Source organism: Dyadobacter alkalitolerans DSM 23607, assembly GCF_000428845.1.
Taxonomy (GTDB): Bacteria; Bacteroidota; Bacteroidia; order Cytophagales; family Spirosomataceae; genus Dyadobacter; species Dyadobacter alkalitolerans.
Window position 1 is genome coordinate 1 of record NZ_AUAS01000005.1, and the last position, 21,302, is coordinate 21,302.

Annotated in this window: 19 protein-coding genes; 8 read left to right on the forward strand and 11 right to left on the reverse strand. The window is 44.6% G+C overall.

The window, feature by feature from the left end; genetic code table 11:
* The 4 genes from G395_RS0111005 to G395_RS0111020 all read left to right on the forward strand — a co-directional run.
* Positions 1 to 521, forward strand: a 521-nt coding sequence (locus tag G395_RS0111005; RefSeq protein WP_026630091.1) for an IS110 family transposase, incomplete at its 5' end; no start/stop codon positions are given.
* A 327-nt stretch (positions 522 to 848) separates the two neighbouring features.
* Complete coding sequence (locus G395_RS0111010; RefSeq protein ID WP_229204134.1) at positions 849 to 1,169, forward strand: ArsR/SmtB family transcription factor; 321 nt, start codon at positions 849 to 851, stop codon at positions 1,167 to 1,169.
* A gap of 41 nt (positions 1,170 to 1,210) precedes the next feature.
* Positions 1,211 to 2,056, forward strand: coding sequence for an SRPBCC family protein (locus tag G395_RS31670; protein ID WP_084439563.1), 846 nt, complete (start codon positions 1,211 to 1,213; stop codon positions 2,054 to 2,056).
* A gap of 723 nt (positions 2,057 to 2,779) precedes the next feature.
* Positions 2,780 to 4,339 carry a protein adenylyltransferase SelO gene (locus G395_RS0111020; RefSeq protein WP_026630093.1) on the forward strand — a complete coding sequence of 520 codons (1,560 nt, stop codon included), beginning with the start codon at positions 2,780 to 2,782 and terminating at the stop codon, positions 4,337 to 4,339.
* Between the two features lie 67 nt (positions 4,340 to 4,406).
* On the opposite strand, the gene G395_RS29190 is transcribed toward G395_RS0111020, so the two are convergent.
* The 5 genes from G395_RS29190 to G395_RS29195 form a co-directional block, all read right to left on the reverse strand.
* The gene (locus G395_RS29190) at positions 4,407 to 4,655 is read right to left on the reverse strand and encodes a hypothetical protein (RefSeq protein ID WP_035361076.1); all 249 of its coding nucleotides are present in this window, start codon (positions 4,653 to 4,655) and stop codon (positions 4,407 to 4,409) included.
* 90 nt (positions 4,656 to 4,745) lie between these two features.
* The gene (locus G395_RS0111030; RefSeq protein WP_169720026.1) at positions 4,746 to 4,973 is read right to left on the reverse strand and encodes a hypothetical protein; all 228 of its coding nucleotides are present in this window, start codon (positions 4,971 to 4,973) and stop codon (positions 4,746 to 4,748) included.
* Between the two features lie 107 nt (positions 4,974 to 5,080).
* Positions 5,081 to 5,341 carry a hypothetical protein gene (locus G395_RS0111035; protein ID WP_157486673.1) on the reverse strand — a complete coding sequence of 87 codons (261 nt, stop codon included), beginning with the start codon at positions 5,339 to 5,341 and terminating at the stop codon, positions 5,081 to 5,083.
* Between the two features lie 215 nt (positions 5,342 to 5,556).
* On the reverse strand, positions 5,557 to 5,757 hold the full coding sequence (locus G395_RS31115; RefSeq protein ID WP_026630096.1) for a hypothetical protein: 201 nt from the start codon (positions 5,755 to 5,757) through the stop codon (positions 5,557 to 5,559).
* Between the two features lie 82 nt (positions 5,758 to 5,839).
* A complete protein-coding gene (locus G395_RS29195) occupies positions 5,840 to 6,136 on the reverse strand; it encodes a Rossmann-fold NAD(P)-binding domain-containing protein (protein WP_026630097.1) in 297 nt (98 codons plus the stop codon).
* A gap of 261 nt (positions 6,137 to 6,397) precedes the next feature.
* Here G395_RS29195 and G395_RS0111050 point away from each other — a divergent pair, with 261 nt between their 5' ends.
* Both G395_RS0111050 and G395_RS0111055 read left to right on the forward strand, forming a co-directional pair.
* Complete coding sequence (locus G395_RS0111050; protein WP_026630098.1) at positions 6,398 to 7,327, forward strand: NAD-dependent epimerase/dehydratase family protein; 930 nt, start codon at positions 6,398 to 6,400, stop codon at positions 7,325 to 7,327.
* A 143-nt stretch (positions 7,328 to 7,470) separates the two neighbouring features.
* Positions 7,471 to 8,028: a hypothetical protein gene (locus G395_RS0111055; protein WP_026630099.1), complete on the forward strand. Its 558-nt coding sequence runs from the start codon at positions 7,471 to 7,473 to the stop codon at positions 8,026 to 8,028.
* A gap of 164 nt (positions 8,029 to 8,192) precedes the next feature.
* Here the strand turns inward: G395_RS0111055 and G395_RS0111060 are convergent, their stop codons facing one another.
* From G395_RS0111060 to G395_RS0111080, 5 genes are all read right to left on the reverse strand, one after another.
* A complete protein-coding gene (locus tag G395_RS0111060; RefSeq protein WP_051350121.1) occupies positions 8,193 to 9,470 on the reverse strand; it encodes a ComEC/Rec2 family competence protein in 1,278 nt (425 codons plus the stop codon).
* 10 nt (positions 9,471 to 9,480) lie between these two features.
* Positions 9,481 to 10,875 (reverse strand): RagB/SusD family nutrient uptake outer membrane protein, encoded by a 1,395-nt coding sequence (locus tag G395_RS0111065; RefSeq protein WP_026630101.1) that lies wholly within the window; start codon positions 10,873 to 10,875, stop codon positions 9,481 to 9,483.
* Between the two features lie 11 nt (positions 10,876 to 10,886).
* Positions 10,887 to 14,063 carry a SusC/RagA family TonB-linked outer membrane protein gene (locus G395_RS0111070; RefSeq protein WP_169720027.1) on the reverse strand — a complete coding sequence of 1,059 codons (3,177 nt, stop codon included), beginning with the start codon at positions 14,061 to 14,063 and terminating at the stop codon, positions 10,887 to 10,889.
* Positions 14,064 to 14,158: 95 nt separating this feature from the next.
* Positions 14,159 to 15,205, reverse strand: a complete 1,047-nt coding sequence (locus tag G395_RS0111075; RefSeq protein WP_026630103.1) for a FecR family protein — start codon at positions 15,203 to 15,205, stop codon at positions 14,159 to 14,161.
* Positions 15,206 to 15,277: 72 nt separating this feature from the next.
* Entirely contained in the window at positions 15,278 to 15,856 is a 579-nt protein-coding gene (locus tag G395_RS0111080; RefSeq protein ID WP_026630104.1) for an RNA polymerase sigma factor, read from the reverse strand.
* A 561-nt stretch (positions 15,857 to 16,417) separates the two neighbouring features.
* Between G395_RS0111080 and G395_RS32060 the strand changes: the two genes are divergently transcribed.
* Positions 16,418 to 16,636 (forward strand): hypothetical protein, encoded by a 219-nt coding sequence (locus G395_RS32060; protein WP_157486675.1) that lies wholly within the window; start codon positions 16,418 to 16,420, stop codon positions 16,634 to 16,636.
* 311 nt (positions 16,637 to 16,947) lie between these two features.
* Here G395_RS32060 and G395_RS0111095 read toward each other — a convergent pair whose 3' ends face one another.
* The gene (locus G395_RS0111095) at positions 16,948 to 17,991 is read right to left on the reverse strand and encodes a phosphatidylinositol-specific phospholipase C1-like protein (RefSeq protein ID WP_026630107.1); all 1,044 of its coding nucleotides are present in this window, start codon (positions 17,989 to 17,991) and stop codon (positions 16,948 to 16,950) included.
* Positions 17,992 to 18,188: 197 nt separating this feature from the next.
* On the opposite strand from G395_RS0111095, the gene G395_RS0111100 reads away from it, so the two are divergent.
* Positions 18,189 to 21,272 carry a SusC/RagA family TonB-linked outer membrane protein gene (locus G395_RS0111100; protein ID WP_084439565.1) on the forward strand — a complete coding sequence of 1,028 codons (3,084 nt, stop codon included), beginning with the start codon at positions 18,189 to 18,191 and terminating at the stop codon, positions 21,270 to 21,272.
* The last annotated feature ends 30 nt before the right edge of the window (positions 21,273 to 21,302 follow it).

Genomic DNA, 21,302 nt, shown 5'->3' on the forward strand with positions numbered 1-21,302 from the left:
CAGTGAAAGACGAAGCTGTTCAGACTAGTTTAACACATATATTAAATGAGTTTGACGTTGCTATAAAGAGGTTAAATGACGAAATTGAAGAATTAACGAAAGCTAATTTCAGTCAGGAGCTCATCAGATTGACTTCCATAGTAGGCATTTCAACAACTATTGCTACGGCATTGATTGAGGTAACCGGCGGTCTCAGGCACTTTCATTCGGCTAAAGCTCTGGTTAAATTCATTGGTGTAGCCCCTATTATCTATCAATCCGGAAAGCTAAATTCAGCTAAGGGAATCTGTAAAACTGGTGATGGCCAATTAAGGAGCATGCTGTATACTGCCTCCTGGTCTGCAATTCAGCATAATAAATCATGTCGAGCGCTCTATGAACGTTTAAAAGCCGCAGGCAAAGCTTCAAAAGTCGCACTAATTGCAGTCGTTAACAAGTTACTTCGGCAGGCGTTTGCAGTGGTCAAGTTCGATCAGGATTTTGATCCAAATTATTGTCCAATTTTACGGAGTTATCCTTGACTTTTAATACAGTTCATAAAATTTGATATAACAACTTCAGGAGCCAATTCTGGGCTTCATCCTCGTTAATTGCTCCGTAAGCAAGCACAGCAGCTTTCATTTTTCTCGGAAACCTTTCTTAACTACTTGACTATAAGCTTACTTATCCTTCAAATAAAGTACTTAGCAATAAATACCGTTTTACATAGTGTAATGAGATTTGAAAATTTGTTGAACCAATCTATGTCAGCACAGCGGCTCTAATATTTGTCCAAAAAAAATTTGCTCAAACGTATTGCGTAATCAAATGGTTTCTCATTACATTTGTAACCAGATGGTTTCATATATATGGAGTTGAGAAGAGATGTTTTTCAGGCAATATCGGATCCTGTCCGTAGGGACATTATTCAGCTGCTTAGCGGGCAGTCCATGAATTTGAACTCAGTAGCGGGGCATTTTGACATCAGCCGACCGGCTGTTTCCAAACACATTAAGATATTGGTGCAATGTGGAATAGTGACGGTCCGGCAAGATGGACGTGAGCGCTATTGCATGGCTGACCCGATGAAGCTCAGGGAGGTGGACAAATGGTTGGACCATTACCGGAAGTTTTGGGCCAAGAAACTGGACGCCCTGGGGGATTTTCTTGAGAATCAAGAAGATGAGTAACCTGCTTTAAATCAATATTTTATATAACTAATAATTTAAAGATGGAAAAAAATTCGATCGTTACAGAACGCATCTACAATGCTCCCATTGAAAAGGTGTGGAAAGCCATTACGGATAAAGCCCAAATGAAAGAATGGTATTTTGATCTCAGTGAATTCAAACCTGAAAAAGGATTTAAATTTAGCTTTTCGGGTGGTGACGATAAGGTGCAATTTCTTCATGAATGTGAAATACTTATTGTTGAGCCGCCGAAGAAATTGGCTTATAGCTGGACATATCCAGAATATGAGGGCTATTCCGTGGTAACTTTTGAACTTTTTGAAGAAGGCCCGAAACAAACCAGGTTAAAGCTTACGCATGAAGGTGTTGACAGTTTCCCAAAAAACAATCCGAATTTTGCGGTTTCGAGCTTCACCGGCGGTTGGGACTTTATATTAGGCCAGTCACTCAAAAAATATGTCGAAACAGAAATTATCCAAAAAACGATTTCCATTACTGCGCCTGCGGACGTGATTTGGAATATTGTGCTTAACCCTGATAATCAATGGGGAATGGCATTTGGTGGTGGCTCTTTTGTAGAGACGGACTGGAATATAGGATCACAGGTAGTATGGTTGGATACAGACGGCGAAGTTGGGGCACGTGGCATTGTAAAAGAGCACCGCAAGGCTGCTTATTTACAAGTAGATATGTTCGACGATGTGGACGCCGACCCGACCAGCGAGACCGGTGAATACTCTGAAAAATATAGCTTAGTTGATCATAAAGACGGCACTTGCACCCTTTCCCTCGAATCGGGGCCATTGGCGAAAAGGTACACGGATGAACATGCAGGCATGTGGGAGAACGCGATTAAAATTATAAAAGATCTTTCGGAAGGCAAATAAAGGGAACAGATTGCTGGTTCACCGACAGATCGAGCAAGATTTTAACCCACGGTGAAATACCGGCGGCCCGCATCTCGGGCCGCCACAAATGTTAGGAATGTTGTAAACGAAATAGTTACTTCTTAGCCTGATGGCTCCGCTAGGCCACAACCATATCGGCCCGCTGCATGGTGGGTATGGCACTTTCAAAGATACCTGCCTGGTTTGATATTATTTATCCGTAAATGTTGTCAATTAGGTGCTTGGTTAATTATTGACCTATTTACAAAAAATTACAAACTTCAATGGTTCAATGATGAGATAGATATGATAGCAAAAATTATTTACAAAAGAACCCGTGGCGCTTTTTGTTCTTTGTTTAGTTTAACCCGAAGTCCTCGAATGGGTGCAGTTCCAATTGCTTTAATCGTTGATTTGAATATGCGAATACCTACCGTGGCCGTTGCACAACTCCCTACTAATGGTTTGTTATACTGCGGCATGACTTACATGCTATGGTATTTGCGTAAAGTAATGATAGCATTTATAACGATCATTAGACCAGGAACTAATACTTAATATCTCTTGAACAGTTTGTCAATGACATCAAAATAATCAATAGCAGATCGTATTTTTTACGCATATTATAAAGCCTGTACTACTGTTTGTGAGAAGATGTACTTCCACCCGTGTGTTAATATATGGCATAGTTTTAATCGCCATTAATTAACTCAGCTGCACTTTATGGAAAATTTAAGTTCTAAGCTATTCAAAACTAATTTTGTGGATACCTTCCCAGGTGATCACAGTGGTAATCTGCACCCACGTCAAACTCCCGGAGTTTTATATAGTAAGGCAGTACCTACACCCGTACAGAAACCCGAACTTGTAGCCTGGTCCGCCGAACTGGCAGACAGCCTGGGCATCGCGGAACCTGGTCCAGACGACATACAAATTCTGGGCGGCAACCTCGTTACCCCGACAATGTACCCCTATGCAGCCTGCTATGCCGGCCACCAATTTGGCCACTGGGCAGGGCAACTTGGTGACGGTCGGGCTATCACTTTAGGCGAATGGGAAAGCCCCAAAGGAAATACCTGGGAGTTGCAGTTAAAGGGTGCTGGCCCCACTGCGTATTCGCGGAGAGCCGATGGTCGGGCAGTTTTACGCTCATCCGTACGGGAATACCTCATGAGCGAAGCGATGCATTACCTGGGTGTCCCTACTACGCGGGCATTGGCGCTGATTACCACGGGCGACAAGGTGGCACGTGATATGTTTTACGAAGGGCGTCCTGCTGATGAGCCGGGTGCCATTGTAATGCGTGCAGCCCCAAGCTTTTTACGTTTTGGTAACTTTGAAATGCTTGCCGCCAGAAACGAGATCGACAACCTCACTCAATTGGTAAACTGGACGATCGAGCACTTTTATCCACATATTGAAGGTGAGGACAAAGTACTGCGCTGGTTTGGCGAAGTCGTCGAACGTACAGCCACGATGATCGTTGAATGGCTGAGGGTAGGCTTTGTACATGGGGTTATGAACACAGATAATATGTCTGTGCTTGGTTTAACAATTGACTATGGCCCGTATTCTTTTCTTGACAACTACGACCCTGACTTTACGCCTAACACCACCGACTTGCCAGGCAAGCGATATGCATTCGGCAAGCAGGCAAGAATAGCTTACTGGAACCTCAGCCGACTGGCTAAAGCGTTGGTACCATTGATTTCGGAAACCGACAAACTAGAAATTCAGCTGAAGGCCTATGAAGACGATTATTGGCGAAAGTACTACGCCATGATGGCAAATAAGTTGGGTTTAGACGGTATAAACGATGATGATGATGTAAAGCTTGTTGCCGAATTCGAAAAAGTATTGACGGCAATCCAGCCAGATATGACGATCTTTTATCAGCTACTGATAGATATGCAGACAGAAGTAGCCACAGAGCAAGACATGCTTAGTTACTTTAAGAGCAGCCTGTATAATGACCCTGAACCGGGAGATGCCACCCAGCTTTACACTCTTTTGAAGAGCTACCAAGCTCGTTTAAGAACGAACACCTGCACAAGGGAAGATAGCTTACAGCGCATGCGCAAAGCTAATCCAAGGTTTATTTTAAGGAATTTTCTGCTTCATATGGCGATTGAAGAATTGCAAAAAGGAGAGAACCAACTCTTTTTGAAACTACAGCAGGCCCTTAGGGATCCATATTCGTCAAGCCATAATGAGTTCTTTAAAATGCGCCCCGGCTGGGCGACCAAGAAGCCTGGCTCCTCTACCTTGTCATGCAGCTCATAAATCTGGTCTAAGTCAACTCTACTAATTAATGTTGAAACAATATGTAACGTACATTTTTTTATCTGAACTATGGCCCCGCCTCAATCCAGGCAGCTGAAGACAAACGATCGCTGTTTGCATTAGCGCCGGTGCCTTGATTTGCTTTTCGACTTTTTTTATCCTGGTTATCACCGGCTTTGACTATTTTCTTGGCAAGTTTGGTTGCCGTGTCTTTGATGGCTTTGCGGATCTTCTTGGATTCGCTTGTAGGTGCTGTTAGTTTCTGTTGAAGCGTTTCAGAAATCTGGGCTGCCAATTCCTTCTTTTGACCTTTCATGATGCTAGCTTGATGATATCGTTTTTATGCCTTTGTTTAAACACCCTGAAACGTATATTAAAATACGTGAGATGCAGCCTTTTTTAGTTACTAATCATCAAGCAATAATCGCGCCTGCTTTAATTCCTGGACGTAAATATCAGTAACTGATTTTGGTCTGTGCAAAGCTTCAATCGGAAAGCTTTCCTTTAACAATTCAATATCCTGCATCCTATCTGCATATTTTGTAACAAGCGCTGGATCAGGAAACTGCTTATTGTTTTCAAGGGATATCAACTCGCCATATGCTACTACAAGCCCGCTCATCACTTCGTCCAATAAATCCGAATCAAGAAAGTAGCCAGCCCCGGCCTGCTCACAGGATTGCTCTCAACAGGAACTTTGGTGCTGCATGCTGGACTGCTCTTCGTCTAATTTTCTAAGGATTACCATAATACAGATGAATTAGATATGAGCCTGAATTCTGTAATAACCTGATCAAATTGCTGTCCTGAAATACCGCTGAAAGCGATTACCTGGTCCTTGGTCCCTTTATCAAAAATCGCTTGAAGATCTCCATATGCAGGCAGCTTCAAGCCAACCGGGCTGCAAAACAATGCTTCCCCTTGCCGCTTGACGCTCACTTCAACAAAGGGCTTAATTTGAACGTGCTGATCAGAGTAATAACTTCTGATAACTACTTTCACATGTTTAGTGTCACCTTGAACCAGAAAGGTCTTTTCATGTACCATGTCCACTTTTTATAATGCTGCTTGGTAAACTTACAAATAAGCCGTAAGCTAAACCTGCACTTAATGGTAAGATAATCTATTGCAGGTCTTGGTCAGGCCATCATGTAGGTGATCTTGTCAATGATTAGGTACACTATATTGTCCGGGTCGGCTGATTGGCTGAGCGAAAATTATTCTGCCCCGGATTCAAAGTGGCTATTAACATAAGTCTTTGCCTGGCTTAATGAGGCAAAATATTTTTCGTCATCGCTGGCCTGTTGTCTACTGAAATCATCGCCCAATCGCTGCTCAATAAAAGCGACATCAGCATAACTCACGCGCAGCTTGTAGAAATCTAGGCCAGTGAGCGCTGGGTCTGCTTGCTTGTGCATGCCCGAGCTCAAATAGATCAGTCTTTGTGGCCTCTTGATCAGACATGTCAAAGATAAGGCGCAATGCTGTTGACAGCCAATATCATTGAAAGTCCGTCTGGGCTAAGCGTATTTTCCAAGGCCTGGTATATACCGGCGTTGTGGATGATCGCATCAAAAGTGCCAAGCCTGTTGACCAGCCCGGCCAGGTCTTTGTTTCCTGGATGCTAGATAAATCCCCGATAAGTACTGTTTCTGCACCCGGCACCATGGCCAGTCCATACTCTGCACGCTGTGAATTGCGCGCGTGCAAGACCACACTATGCCCTAGGTGGACCAGTGCATTTGCTGCCAGTTGCCCAAGCCCGTCCACTGAGCCCGTTATGAAAATCCTTGCCATACATGTTTTTATTAACCGCTTACTTTTTAGGCCTAAACCATCGCCTAAATTATTGCAATCCGTAATTCAGCATTTAACTGGCTATATTGGGGATTTAAAGCGGAAAAAGTGTTTGCGGCATTGGTCGCATTGTGATAGCTCGGACACGGACGATGCAGCCATAACACCACCAGTCAGGTTCAGCTTGGATTCGGATACATTGAATATAACATTTGCTTAACATCAGATAAATTATTTTGCAAGAAAGACATTTAACAATTTATGCAAACAATACTGGGATCAGGCGGCGATATCGGCACGCCGCTGGCCAAAGAACTAAAAAAATACACCAAGCACATTCGCCTTGTAGCGCGCAAACCCTTACAGGTAAACGGGGACGACGAATTGTTTAAAGCAGACCTTCTGCATGAAGCAGAAGTCCAGGCTGCCGTTGCAGGTTCCGAGGTGGTTTATCTGACAGTGGGATTCGAATATAAAACCAGCGTGTGGGAAAAGGATTGGCCGGTGGTAATGAAAAATGTGATCAATGCGTGCCTGATGCATAAGGCCCGGCTAGTCTTTTTAGATAATGTGTACATGTATGCCGCGCAAGAGATTCCGCATATGACAGAAGGCTCGCGGGTTGCACCGGAAAGCAGAAAAGGAAAGGTAAGAGCGTTGATCCAGGATCTGCTGCTCAACGCCGTCAGTGAACATGGATTGCCGGCATTGATCGCCCGCAGCGCTGATTTTTATGGACCATCCAGTCGGAATAGCCCATTGACTATTTCGGTTCTGGAAGAATTCAAGAAGGGGAAAAAGGCATTTTGGCAGGTTGACGCTTCCAAACTTCATGCGTTTACTTATACGTTGGACGCAGCCAAAGCAGTAGCCATACTGGGTAATACAGCAGATGCTTTTGGACAAGTTTGGCATCTTCCTACATCCTCGGAGAAGCTGACTGGAAAAGAATTTATCACCCTGATAGCCGTTGAAATGGGCAAACAGCCAGACTATTACATTCTGTCGCGCCTAATGATGCGTGTGATCGGCATTTTTGTACCAATTGTAAGAGAGCTTACGGAGATGGCCTACCAGTGTGATCGTGATTATGTTTTTGACAGTTCAAAGTTTTGTAATCGGTTCTCGTATACACCAGTAACTTACAAGGAAGGAATAAAACAGATGGTTGCGGCTGATAAACCAATTTGACTTTGTTTGGGGAAATTAGAAAAGGATTAACATTAACATCGCTGAGGAATTGATAACAAATTGATAACCGTAGTTCAGAGGCTTTGGAATGATATTAGTGATGGTTATGTGAGTTTTATTTTACCCATTTTAAATGATTTACTATGTCTGATTTAAACAGTGGCGTTTACACTGCCACCCCGATTTCTGGTGCATTCAAAACAAGAGAAGATGCAGACCGCGCCTACGATTCTTTGATTAGCCGCGGCTACAGCTCAGATGACATTACAGTAATCATGTCTGACGAGACCAAAAAGACGCATTTTGAAAACAGCGATCATGACAGCGATCTAGGCAACAAGTCCTTAGAGAAAGCTGGTGTCGGTTCCGCAATTGGCGGCACAGCCGGTGCCATTGTTGGTGCTATCGCAGCTATTGGCACTGTTGTTGCGCTTCCGGGCTTAGGCCTTGTTGTTGCCGGACCAGTTTTGGCAGCACTCACGGGTGCAGGTGCAGGCGGGCTGACGGGCGGCATTATTGGCGCACTCGTGGGCTCAGGTATACCTAAGGAGCATGCTGAGCACTACGAAAACAGTGTCAAAGAAGGAGGTATCATTATTGGTGTAACACCAACGTCAATCTCTGATCGTGACGCAATTATATCAGAATGGAGGACTTATCAGGTGCAGCAGTTACACGGTGGTGAGACGGAATTAATGTAAGAATAACATTTCTAAGGCTATGATCGTCGGGTTAGTCCTGACTATCATAGCCTTTATACATCTCGCAGCCAACAGACGACCTTCCGAGCCAAACGTCAACTTCCCTTGTATTCGGAAACGCCAGCTAGTGCAGTTGCATCTTAAAGCAGCTGGTCCAATCCTGTTCATTCGGAAGCAAATGGCCCAAATACGCGTTTAACAGTAACTTCTAAATTAGCAGTTTCTGCAATCAGGATGTAAAACTGGTTTCCTCCGGGAAGTACGCGGACAATCACGTGTCCGAACATACTTTTGTATCCCCTGGTAAACCAAAACCCAAGCGTGGCCTTGGTTACTTCCTGAATATTGGTAGCAAAGATATTCTTCTCCCCTTCGTAAATGTGATTGGAAAGAAGCCTGTGCATCACTTCCTGGCCAGGATGATCGCTGCACCAGGTTTGTTCAATGACCGCCTTGGGCTGCAAACTACTTAGGAAATTTTCGTTGGTAGCATCCCTGTTTCCGTGGTGGTTTAATGTAGTCACCTCGACTTTGCCCACTGCTTTGGCCATGGGGGTTTCCGTATCAAACCAAGTCGGTAATCCGAATCCCTGTAAACCCGTGTTATCTCCGCCCGTGAAATAGTCGAACTTACCATAAGACAGCTTGATGGCCAGGCTAAGCGGATTTTCATTGAACTTACCTTTCGCGTCCAATACGCTGTCGGCAGTAAAATATTCAAAAGTTTTGTCACTTACGCCAGTCCAGATTGTCCCGTTTGCCTTTACGCCTCGTATTTTAAAATCAGTATATTTAGCGGTATTATTTTTTAAAACAATCTGACTCACAGACCCAACTTTCAAACTTTCGGCGGTCAAACCATTTTTTTGCTGATCATTGATAAATCGTTGCAAATTCAAAAAGATGCTTGACTCTCCTTTGTACGCTTCTCTCAAATCTGTCGGGAAATTATAGCCAGGATAGTTTCTGTCAATGATCTTTTTGATGGGGATCAGTGTTCCAACTTCCGTTATTCCGGTCAATTTGTAACTGCCAGCCGTTGCAGTTTTGGTTCTAGGTGTGATTAAGCCAAAGTGATCGCTGTGAAAATGGGTAATAACCGCGTAGTCCAGGACAATTTTCCCGTTTTGGGGCGTTACCTGGCGAATGTAATCTGCAATCCATTGCCCTGCCGTCTTGCTGTTGTCAGGATAAGGCGGTGTGACAGTTAATGGCAGGCTTTTAACCGAAACTGAATCGTCCATATCCCCTGCATCGAGGAGCATAGTTGTTCCGTCGGGCAAGGCGAAAAATGTGCTCACTCCTCTTCCGGTGTTGATATGGTGAATATCCAGGTATCCTTCTTTCCAGATTAGGGACGTCGTGTCCAACTGCGCCAACGCGGCACTGACTGAGAATATAAGCAGGAAAAAACAACTTAGCAAATGTTGGAACGGCTTCATTTGAATATAATTAATATTGGGGATTTTGAATGATGGCAGGATCTGTATCTATCTGATTCTGTGGAATGGGCAATACCAGGTTTTTTGCAGACACTGTGATGGGTTTGTTGTTTTCCGAAAACCAGCTGTTCATGACTGTAATTGCCTGACCAGTCCTGAGCAAGTCCAACCAGCGGTGCCCCTCACCTACCAGTTCTAATCTCCTTTCCAAGTCTATCGCTGCACGTAAATCGCTTTGCGTTGTCGCAGCAGTGCTGGTCAGACCTGCGCGCTTCCGCACCAGGTTAAGCAGATGTTGTGCCGAGGTGAGATTACCCAATTCATTTTCAATTTCTGCCTGCATTAACAACACATCGGCATATCTTAGGACAACAACATTGCTGCCTCCATCTGTGATTATTTCAGGCTTCTTCAATTTATTATTGAATGGAACCCCGGAAGGGGTCAGCGCCACGTATGCGCCCTTTCTTGCATCGTTTTGAGTGTATTTATTGAAAAGCTCAAGGGTAGGCAAGTTGTGGCCCTTCGCGCCGCTTACTGTGCCCGATGGCGCAAACTGTTGGTACATAGCGCTTCCTTCGGTGTTTCCATTAATCCCGGAAGCAAACTGTACTGCAAAAATGATCTCTTTGTTATTTTCGTTCGAAAGCGAAAAGACGTCTTCAACCGACGGCAAAAGCTCATGAACATTGGAGGCAATGAGCGCATCCAGCTCTGTTTTGGCTTTCTGATACTCTTTTTTGGTTAAATAAACTTTACCCAGCAATGCCTGTGCGGCGGTTCTGATAACACGTCCGGGCTGACTGGAAGAAGCTGGCAATGACGGAATAGATTCCGACAAATCTTTGACGATCTGCTCATAAACCTGTGAAGTATTTGTCCTGCCCTGCCCGAAGAAAACGTTGGGATCAGTTGTTTCATCCAGCACAAGCGGAACATCCCCGTAAAATCTGACCAAGTTAAAGTACATCAAAGCCCTTATAAATTTAGCTTCCCCGATCCGGGCACTTTTAGTAGCATCCGCTTTAAAAGTCACATCATTAATCCGGGCCAGCACTACGTTACTCCGCTGGATTGCCACATACGACATCCGCCAGTTGTCTGCGACAACGCCATTGGCCGGAATGGTTTTGAATTCATCCATGTCGCCGTAGACAGCCGCATCATTTGCAGGGACTTCGTCAAAGGTATTGTCAGATGGAATCTCTCCCATGGCCGGCAAGTTCAATCCATATAGCCCATTGTTTTGCAAAGCAGCATAGATGGAATTGACGTATTCTTCCACCTCGGTTTCTGTTTTCAGAAAAACGCCGAGCTCCTTACTGGTCAGTGGACGCTGTTCTAGCTGGTCCGTGCATGATCCAAAAACAAGCGTCATAATCACATATATGATAGTCTTTTTCATGTCTGATGTAGTTAAAATGTAAGGTTGAAGCCGATCAAAAATGTACGGGCGATAGGATAATTGGAAGTGCTCTGGCCGCTGGTTAGCACCGAGGGTGTGGTGGCTTCGGGATTATAACCTCTGAATTTTGTGAGTGTTAGCAAATTGTTTCCACTTACATACACTCTTGCCGCAGCTATACTTGCCTTTTTGATCAATGCGGCCGGTAAGTTGTATGAAAGTTGTGCATCTCTAAGCCGGATAAAATCAGCATCGTAGATAAACCGGTCTGAGGCGCGTACGGAGCGTCTTGCTGCTGAAAAGTTGCCATAATTCGGTTGACCGAGAAATCCGTCTGGGTTGTGCTCGGGATGATACCGGTTTTCGAAATAGTACTTGGTTGGCATAGCAAAACCCTCTCCGGATTCTTCCCTGGAAGCAAAATTACTTTCCATCACTTTACGCCCTTCAACCCCTGAAATGGAAAGTGAGAGCTGAAAATTACTGATTGTGAACACATTACTGACCCCATAAGTAAATTTAGGCAGATAGGTCCCCATGGAAATCCAGTCGCGCGAATCGATGACCCCATCACCATTTTCGTCTTTCACAATGTAATCTCCAAGTAAGGTTCCGGGCAGCTTTGGCATTGTGCCCAATTGCTCCTGCGTTTTGAAAATGCCTGTTACCTGGTATCCATAAAGTTCGGCTACGGACTCTCCGACCTTGGTAATAATGTTGCTGTTTGAACCGGCAATGATCTGCGTCTGCCCGGGAGCCAGGGCCAGCACTTTATTTTTGTTGAAAGAAATATTACCATCTATTGTCCAGCCAATTTTACCGAGATTAATGCCACTGGCCGATGCCGAAACTTCGAGGCCAGTATTTCTGATTTTACCAATGTTCTGCAATGACGTATTGAAGCCGGATTGCTGCGGAATAGGCACATCTAAAAGCAGATCTGAGGTTGTTGCATTATAATATTCGGCCGTCAGATCGATCTTGTTTAACAATTGCAGATCCAGTCCCAGATTGTATGAAGTATTGGTTTCCCATGACAGGTTCGGGTTTGGCGTGGCGGCAGCACTAAAACCGGGTGCCGGGGCTGAGCCAAAAAGATAGTTATTAGCAGCATTCCCACCGGAAATCAGCGCCAGCGAGCCGTAAGGACCTATCTGATTATTTCCCGAAACACCCCACGTTGCCCTTGCTTTACCAAAAGTAATGAGGGATTGCTGCGGAAAGAAACCTTCGTTGCTCCATATCCAGCCCGCCGTAACAGAAGGAAATTTCCCCCATTTATTATTAACACCAAATCTGGATGAGCCGTCGGTACGGTAGGTTACAGAGGCAATGTAACGGTCATTGAAAATGTATTGTATTCTGGAAAGATAGGATACCTGCACCCACCGCTCGCGGCTTGGTTCTACTGTAAATGCACTGGCTCCCGCAATGTTGTCGACATTGTCATCGGCGATATTTGTCCCTGTCACCAGGGTAGACTTGCTGTTTTCCCGCTGAAAACTGTAACCAGCCAATACACTGAACTCGTGCTGACCTATCTTCTTGGAATAATTCAGGGTATGTTCAATCAGAATATTGTTCAGCGAAGCATTGGTTTCAGATGCTGAGGCGGGTTTGGGTGCTGGTGTCCTGTACGCACCCAGGTTAGACGAATTATAAAAATCAAAGTTGCTTTGCGCGAAATCGCCTCCCAGCACGAATTTATATTTCAGCCCGCTGGCGATTTCATAACTAAAAAATGCGTTTCCAAACATGCGGAAAAAGCTGCGGTTATTTTTGATCAGCTTGGCAGCAGCCACAGGGTTCTCAACCAATGCACCATCTTCGGGCCCGTTGGCAACGATCTGCTCACTGATAGCCAGACTTCCGTCCTCATTATAAGGTTTAAAAAAAGGATACATGGCCGTAACCATTCCGATCGGCTCATCAAAGCCGCCATTGGTGTTAATAAATTTCTGAGTCGTGTAAGATGGGTTAAGACTGATTCCAATGGTTGCTCTTTTGGAAATATCGGAGTCGAGTTTCAGTGTAGCACTGTATCTTTTTAAATTGTTGTTGATCAGAATTCCTTCCTGGCTGAAATGATTGAACGAGGTGTAGTAAGACGTATTGGCACTGCTGCCGCTTATAGCCACATTGTAGTTGCTCATTGGCGCAGTCCTGAATATTTCATCCATCCAATTGGTATTGACCAGGCCTTGCTCTTTTGCCAGATAAGGTGCCAGGTAGTTCAATGGAAGCTCCCGGAGCGAAGCGCCTTTTGCAATCCGGGTAGCCCGGTCATCCGAGAAACTGCGGTTAGCAGGGTTTTTGGATACATATCCCCAATCCCTGGCTTCTGTCAGGTAAGTTGCCGCGTCATAAGCGTCCACATATTCAACCTTGTCTGCTTTTTGTTGAAAGCCGGTGTACACGTCCAGGGCAACATTGACCTTTTCTGACTTACTCTTTTTAGTTGAGATCAAAATCACGCCGTTTGCAGCCCTCGACCCATAAATAGCCGCGGAAGCCGGATCTTTCAACACTTCCAGATTTTCAATATCGTTGGGATTAATATAATTTAGTGACGTCCCCTCAGTCAGCGGGAAGCCGTCGACCACAATAAGCGGATTGCGGCCTGCCGTGAGTGTACCAATGCCTCTGATCACAATTTGCGGATTGGATCCGGGCTGGCCATTTGCATCGTTAACAACAATGCCTGCCGCTTTACCAGAAAGTTGCTGGGCAAAATTACTTCCGCTGTATGTGGATAGTTTTTCATTGCTGATCTTGGATACCGAGCCGGTCACAAACCGCTTCTGCTGTGATCCATATCCGATCACTACTAGTTGGTCGAGTGCATTTGCAGCTTCGGTCATGCGGATTGCAATGGAATTATTGTCCTTTTGATTAATTTGAAAATCTTTCAAAACCTGATTCTCAAAGCCTACAAAACTGAACAAAAAGCTGTATGATTTGCCCTGTTGAAGGTTATCAATCTTAAAAAGCCCCTTCTCGTCTGTCATCGAAAACGTTTTTTTCTCTGAGCCTGTTTCCTGGATCGTTATCGTTACGCCTACCAGCTCTTCGCCGTTTACACTGGTCACCGAGCCTGTCACCTGACTGTCTATTTGCTGGGCATATGAAAGGCAAGGAATCATCATCAATAGTAGCATCAGCCACATTTTCTGTACATTTTTCATCATCTGCAATTTGTTTTGAAAATAGTCTATCTGTTGCCCCGGAAGCCGGAGCATGAAAAATTGAAAACATGGTTATACGCGACCCGACCGGCACGAAGTTACTTTTTGGCCTTTTCTACGGTTATTTTATTCTGTTGTTGTTCAAAAGTCAGGTGATTGGCGTCACATATTATTTTGAGAATTGCCCTAAGCGAATCCGTTTCAAAGAATGACCCGGAAAACGAAATCGCATTTACTTGCGGATCAGCACTCTCGATCCTAACTCCGTAATATCGCCCTATTTGGTCAAAAACACCCGATAATGGCTTTTGCACAAACATTAAGGCTTCTTTTCTGCTCGGCGTGGGAGCAGTTTTAATTACCTGCTGCGACAAACCCTGCGGTTTTGCTTTACTTAACTCCTTCACAGTTGCCTCACCCGAATCTTTGACATATTCGCATTCCTGGCCAGGATACAAATAGATCGCTTTCATGCGCTCGGCGCGCAGCACCACTTTCCCTTCAATCAACCTTACATTAATGTACCTTTTGCTGACTGGCGCATCTACGAGAAAGGTCGTCCCGAGAGCTGTCGTAATTAACGATCCAGTATATACGCTAAACGGCCGGGTTGAATCTTTTGCAACTTTAAACTCAGCCATTCCATGCAACGAAATGTTGCGCTTGTCAGCAGAAAATGATTTATAGTAAGAAATTCCACTTTTCGGAAAAAGTTTGATAAACGAGCCGTCTGCCAAAGCAATGTGCTCAACAGTGTCCGACGAATTGACTAATTGTACCAGTTCTTCCTTGCCAACTGCGGAATGCTGTGCTACTTTTCTCGGCGACATACTTCTCATGCTGTAAATGACAAATATCCCCGTCAATACAAGCACCACTGAGGCCGCTGCAACCCAGTAACGCAAACTCCAATGCAGGAATGGTTGCCCGGTTTTTCGCGTGCTGCCTTCCTGTACATTCATCCTAACATGCAGCCGGTTCAACAACTCATTTTTTTTATCGCTGCTAAGCATTGTATCCTGCGTGTATGGAAAGTCGACCAATATTTCTTTGTCATCAGCCAGCATTTGCCGAAGCCGGATGTCTTCTGCATGGGTTGTTTGGCCAGCCCAAAATTTCTGTATGAGTTTGTCGAGTTCTTCCATGCTTTCAATCTAAATACGCGGAACACTCCGTGGTGGTGGGTGTCCGGTATGTTACGAAATTGTTAACCAAACTTATTTGTTAAAATGCGTTAGGATATACAACAGCCAGGCGGCATTTTTAGCACCATGCATCTGGATATATTCTTTTAGGACTTTTGTAGCGGCTATCAAATGCTCTTTCACTGTGTAAACAGATATTCCCATCATTTCCGAAGCCTGTTGATAGGATTTTCCTTCCAGCTTACACAGCCTGAAAACTTCTTTCCTTCGCGGCGGAAGCTGCTCAATGGCGTTATAGAGCAAATTTAGCTTTGCTTCGAAGCCGTCCGAACTCTCGTCCTGATCATCAACGACCTCAGGCACATGTTCCTGTGCGATAACCCTATCCCTAACCATTTTCCTGATACAACTGATCGCTTTGTTATGGCTTACCACCATCAGCCAACCTCCGACCGAGTTGTCAATATCTATCTGATCCCAACTTTCCCAAAGTGCAAAAAAAACGTCCTGCAAAATTTCCTCAGCCAAGACAGGCTGTCTGACTATCTTACTGATATTACGGTAAACAGCGTCGCTGTATTGATGGTAGATTTCATCAAAAGCCTTAACATTATCCTCTTTGAGTGGTTTGCTGTTTTTTAATACACCCATACTATTTTTAATGCGCCATACATCTAGTAAAATTAATCAAAATTCAGCGGCCGCATTATTTATCAAATTGTTAATTGGGCGATCATCTAGGCCTTGAACAGTCATGTACAATATGGAGACACAAATTAAATGGAAAGGTCTAGACGATGACACGATCGAAAACTGTAGAATTGATTTACGAAGCGAGCGTGTGCTGGTAACTTCTGAAATTTCAGGGCCCGACCTGGATATTTGCAATAAAAATCAGGACGGACACACATTGGAAGACCAATTATTGCGAGCTCGTCGGACATTTAGGAGGCGTTAATTTTCAATTCTTATTTGAACGCGATCACCATGGAACATGAATAGCCAACGGTCAGCCAGATAGCCGTTTTGATCAATGTGATGCATTACAATTTTATGTGAAGTGTCGAAGAAGCAAAAACCGGTTTAATCAAACGACAAATCGTTCAGTTGCTGCACACAACTATTTACTAAGAACGATAAACTTTGGCTGCAATCGGGATTTCACGTAACTTATCAGGGTGCTGAAACTGTTAATATCCAAGAAGCAATTCGATGACACCAAAAAACCTAGAAAACCCTTCATTTTTGGAATACTTTCAATACAATTACCAGCAACCTGGACTTGAAGATTTTGCTAGCTGGCTACGATCGTTTCTTTCAACAGATGAGTTTACTCAGGCGGCAAGCCGGTTTGTCGAGCTTAGCAAAGCGTTGCACAATGAAGACGACATTGAGAAAAGATCTTATCTGGTTAACAAATCTCACAGTTAGAAAAGGGAAATACCTTCATTACTTGACAAAGTTTACAGCAACAATTCCTGAAAAACTGGTTACCGGGGTACAACGTATGCCTACTGGAATAGGTTGTCGGAAATACTACATCAAAGATCCGGATTTGCTGCTAAACTAGATGCTGGAATCTTACTCCTCCCCTACTTTTCTCCCATCTAGTTCAAGATTTCTCCAAGCCGAATGTATTCACTTAACATATCATATAGTTATATACTACAGGTTGTGCTCATAATGCTTCACCATTAACTTGCTAGACGGGCAATAACGGCACATGTGATTTTTTGCTGCGTTCAAAACAACGGATTTTTCCTAAAATAGGTACTGCCTTCAAAACTCACAGAATAATCGGAATCAAAACGGGTGCTTTTCTGGTAGTAATCCGTAGTAATAATTTGGGCGCCCGATTTGCATGCCGCCTCGAAAGTAGTTTTGTCGTTCCTTCTTGCTTCACGCGTATCCGAATCCGCACGGGTACGGATGAGATAGCCTTTTTTTACCAGATCCGGTATTTCAGAAGCTTTGGCATTGTTTCTGATCAGAAAAGCGGCTTCCGGTGTCCCTGGCAATGCATTGGCAAACATGGTCCTTCCGCCAAGCGAAGGATGCCCGGCGATGTACATATCCCGCTTGCTGCCCGAATCGTCCAGTACAAACACAAATTTCCCTTTTGCTTCTTTCAATGTTGGCCAGTTATCATTTAGCACGGCACTTTCAAGGGATTCAAATTCGCCCTTTACCTGATCAGGTGTAAGGATGTGCCTTTCGCCCAGATGTTCAAGAAGTGCTTCGTCGAGATAGTCAAAATCCTTGGCTGTAATACCCTCCGTCTTGCCATCACTGGCAATTTTACCTTTCACTTCAAGGGTGATGTATACCGGCGTATGATCGGGATGCGCATCTGACCAGGCTTTGAGGTCTTGGAGGCAATCGATCAGCGTAAAATAGTGAGTCCGAAAATCAAGGTCAGGCACGTGTAGCACCTTGAACCCAGGCTGTTTCATTTTGCCTTGTGGATCATATGGTTTCTGACCGGCGACCATTTCAAGGCCTTTAGGACTGGCATATTTTCCGCCTTTCTCGTCAGGATATACATCGACTTCAAGGTTGCGCAAACCAAGGTCAAGTTGTGCGGTAACCGGAATGTGTTCATAGTCAAGCAAGCTTGCCGACGCGGAATCTTTTTGTAAAAACGCCTTAAACAGCACCGGATCGATGGCTTGTTTATAGCTATTGTGAGAACCGATTACCTGCGTTTTGTTGATTTTTATATGATCATCTGTTTGTGCGAAAACAGGGAAACAGCAGGCAAGCAACAGACCTAGTAGCGCTTTCATTGGTAGTGGTTTCGTATGAGGCAAAGGTAGCCCGACCAGAAAAGACAACCGTATTAAATTTGTGTTATCACTGGCAGCTGCATCTGAGGCCGGAACCCAGGTAACATTTTGTTAACGTAATGGTAACGCCACTTAACTGCCATTCTACCCACCCGGAAGTAATTTTGCCCCCTGATCAAAAGTAAAAAATCAAATCTATGCGTTCAAAATTACGTCTATCAAAGCTCGCATGTCTTTACGCATGTTTGCCTTGGGCTGTACTTAATACTAACCCGGTCCAGGCATTTCCTGTGCGTATCAATACGAAGCTTTCGTTTCAGGCAGAGAAGTCTTTTTCAGATGCTGAGTCTGTTGCTCAGTCCATCTCGGGTTCGGTTACAGATGAAGCCGGGGCGCCGCTGCCGGGTGCCACGGTTGTCGTTAAAGGAACAACAAGAGGCACATCGACCAATGCCGAAGGGAAATTTGTGATAGAAGCCGATGCCAATGCCGTTCTGGAAGTTTCTTTTATTGGATATGCTGCAAAACAAGTTCCGCTTAACGGGCAATCGTCAATCATTATCCAATTAACCCAGGACCTGGCGCAATTGAACGAGGTTGTTGTGGTCGGTTACGGTACACAGAAAAGGTCAGACATTACCGGCGCTATTTCTTCGCTTAACAGTGAAAGTTTTAATAGGGGCGTCGTGACAAACCCGGGTGAATTGCTGCAAGGTAAACTGGCCGGGGTTTCAATTGCTGCCAATAGCGGTGAACCCGGTGCTGCGCAGGACATTATCATCAGGGGTATCGGTAGCTTGCGCTCCGGAACGCAACCGCTGTATGTGGTTGACGGATTTTTGCTGGACAATTCCAACACCGGCGTTCCCACCAATCCGCTCAACTTCATTAACCCTAATGACATCGAGAGCATTGATGTATTGAAAGATGCCAGTGCGACAGCTGTTTACGGATCCAGGGCATCTAACGGGGTCGTGGTAATCACGACCAAAAAAGGAAAAGGAAGACCGCAGCTGACGTTGTCTGCATCCACGGCAATATCGTCCATGGCTAACAAAATAAATGTTTTCGATGCCGATGCTTTCCGCAGGGAGGTTGTAGCCACAGGCGGAACTTTGCAGGATTTTGGGGCAAATACGAACTGGCAGGATGAACTTTCGCAGACAGGTGTATCAAGCAACCTCAACTTATCGATGAGCGGAGCCAATAGCGAAAATTTTTCCTATTTCACTTCCGTAGGTTATCAGGATCAGGAAGGAATTTTGAAAAACAGCAGGCTGAAACGCTATTCAGGAAAATTGAATTTGAACCAGAAGGCATTCAACGGCCGCTTAAATATTGACTACAATTTAACGGCTTCCCGCACGGAAAATTTACGCCCGGATATCACTTCTACCATGAGTGATATGCTTAGTTTGAATCCCACGATTCCTCCTTTAACAGACGGCGTCCCTACTTTGTTGAACACGAATGCATTAAACCCGCTTGCCCGGTATAATCTGTTCAGCGACAAGGCTATTAACCACCGTATTCTGGCAAATATTTCACCCTCAGTTGAAATCATCGACGGCCTTACCTACAAGTTGAATTTCGGTGTAGATTATTCTACGACAACCAGAAATCAGCAGTATAAGCCGTTTCCTGCGGTTATCAATGAGTCCGACGTTTCCAATGGTGTGCTTGACAATGCAATAAGTGGAAATACGAACCAACTTGTTGAGAATACGCTGACATACAATTGGGTCCGTGAGAACCATAATGTTACGCTCCTGGCGGGTCATTCTTTCCAAAAGTTTTTGGATGAAACCAGAATAACTACTTACCGCGGATTTGCAAATAACAATATCGAGCCTATTTACCAGGATCACACCAGCACAACCGCATTCCCTACGGCGGTCAACGCGGAGGCTTTGAAAAATGAGCTGCAATCTTTCTTTGGAAGGGTAAACTATATATATGCTGACAAATACATGTTCACCGGTACGTTCCGCGCCGATGGATCTTCCAAGTTCGGTCAGAATAATAAGTATGGTTATTTCCCTTCATTCGCCTTGGGATGGAACATCAGCAAGGAAGATTTCATGAGTAGTTCGGCTTTCAACAACCTGAAACTGCGCGCAAGCTGGGGAAGGACCGGTAACCAGGAAATTCCTTCCAAGATCACAAAAGCGAGCTATTTGGAGCAGCGTTTACAAACAGGAACCGGGAGCGTAAGTACTTATCCGATCGATACCGACGCTACTGCATTGGAAGGATTTCCGTACGGGATTATTTTCACAAGATTGGCCAATCCAAATTTGCAATGGGAAGTATCGACACAGGTGGATTTAGGGATTGACTTTGCGTTGTTCAAATCGAGAGTGACTGGTACGCTTGATTATTTTAACAAGCAATCTTCCAACATCCTTTTGGAAGTTGTTCCTTCCGATCCGGTTCAGCCTACTTCGACCTACTGGAACAATATCCCGGATATGAAAATCCAGAATAATGGTATCGAGCTTACTTTGAATTATGGCAGCGATCCTAAGCGTGACTTCTCGTACAACATCGGAGGTAACTTCACCTACATTCAGAATAAAGTGAAGAAGTCTCCTTACGCAGTTTTGGCCACTGGCGCGGCGCAGGGTGCCGGTCAATCCGGGGCGACTATTAACGGCTACATTAATGATCAACCGCTGGGCGCATTCTACATGTATCAATTTGATGGAATAAATCCGGATAATGGTCAAAATGCATTCAGAGATACAAACGGTGATGGGGCGATATTGGATAATGACCGTGTTGTGGTCGGCAGCGCTATCCCGAAGATCATTTATGGATATAATCTTAATCTGAAATACAAGTCTTTCGATCTGGGTTTAAATTTTAATGGTGTAGCCGGCAATAAGGTTTACAACCACACGACTATGACGTTGTTCAGCAGGGCATTATTGGCCAAATCCAACAACACAACTGATTTCGCCACGCAATACCCAAATGAGGCGTTGAGCAATGCCAATGTTGTGTCGACCCGATATCTGGAAAACGGCTCTTTCATGAGATTGAATAATGCAACCCTGGCTTACAATCTGAACCTAACAGGAACCAAGCTGGCGAACGTCATTCAACGTGCCAGTCTTACATTAACCGGTCAGAATTTGTTTGTGATAAGCAGTTATTCAGGTTTTGATCCCGAAGTGAATACGGGATCGGCTTCCGGCGGCATCCAGACATTTGGAATCGACCGCTTTACTTATCCAAGAGCAAGAACTTTCCTGCTTGGTTTGAATGTGACATTTTAATAGAACAAAACGATAGCTACGATTCGTTGA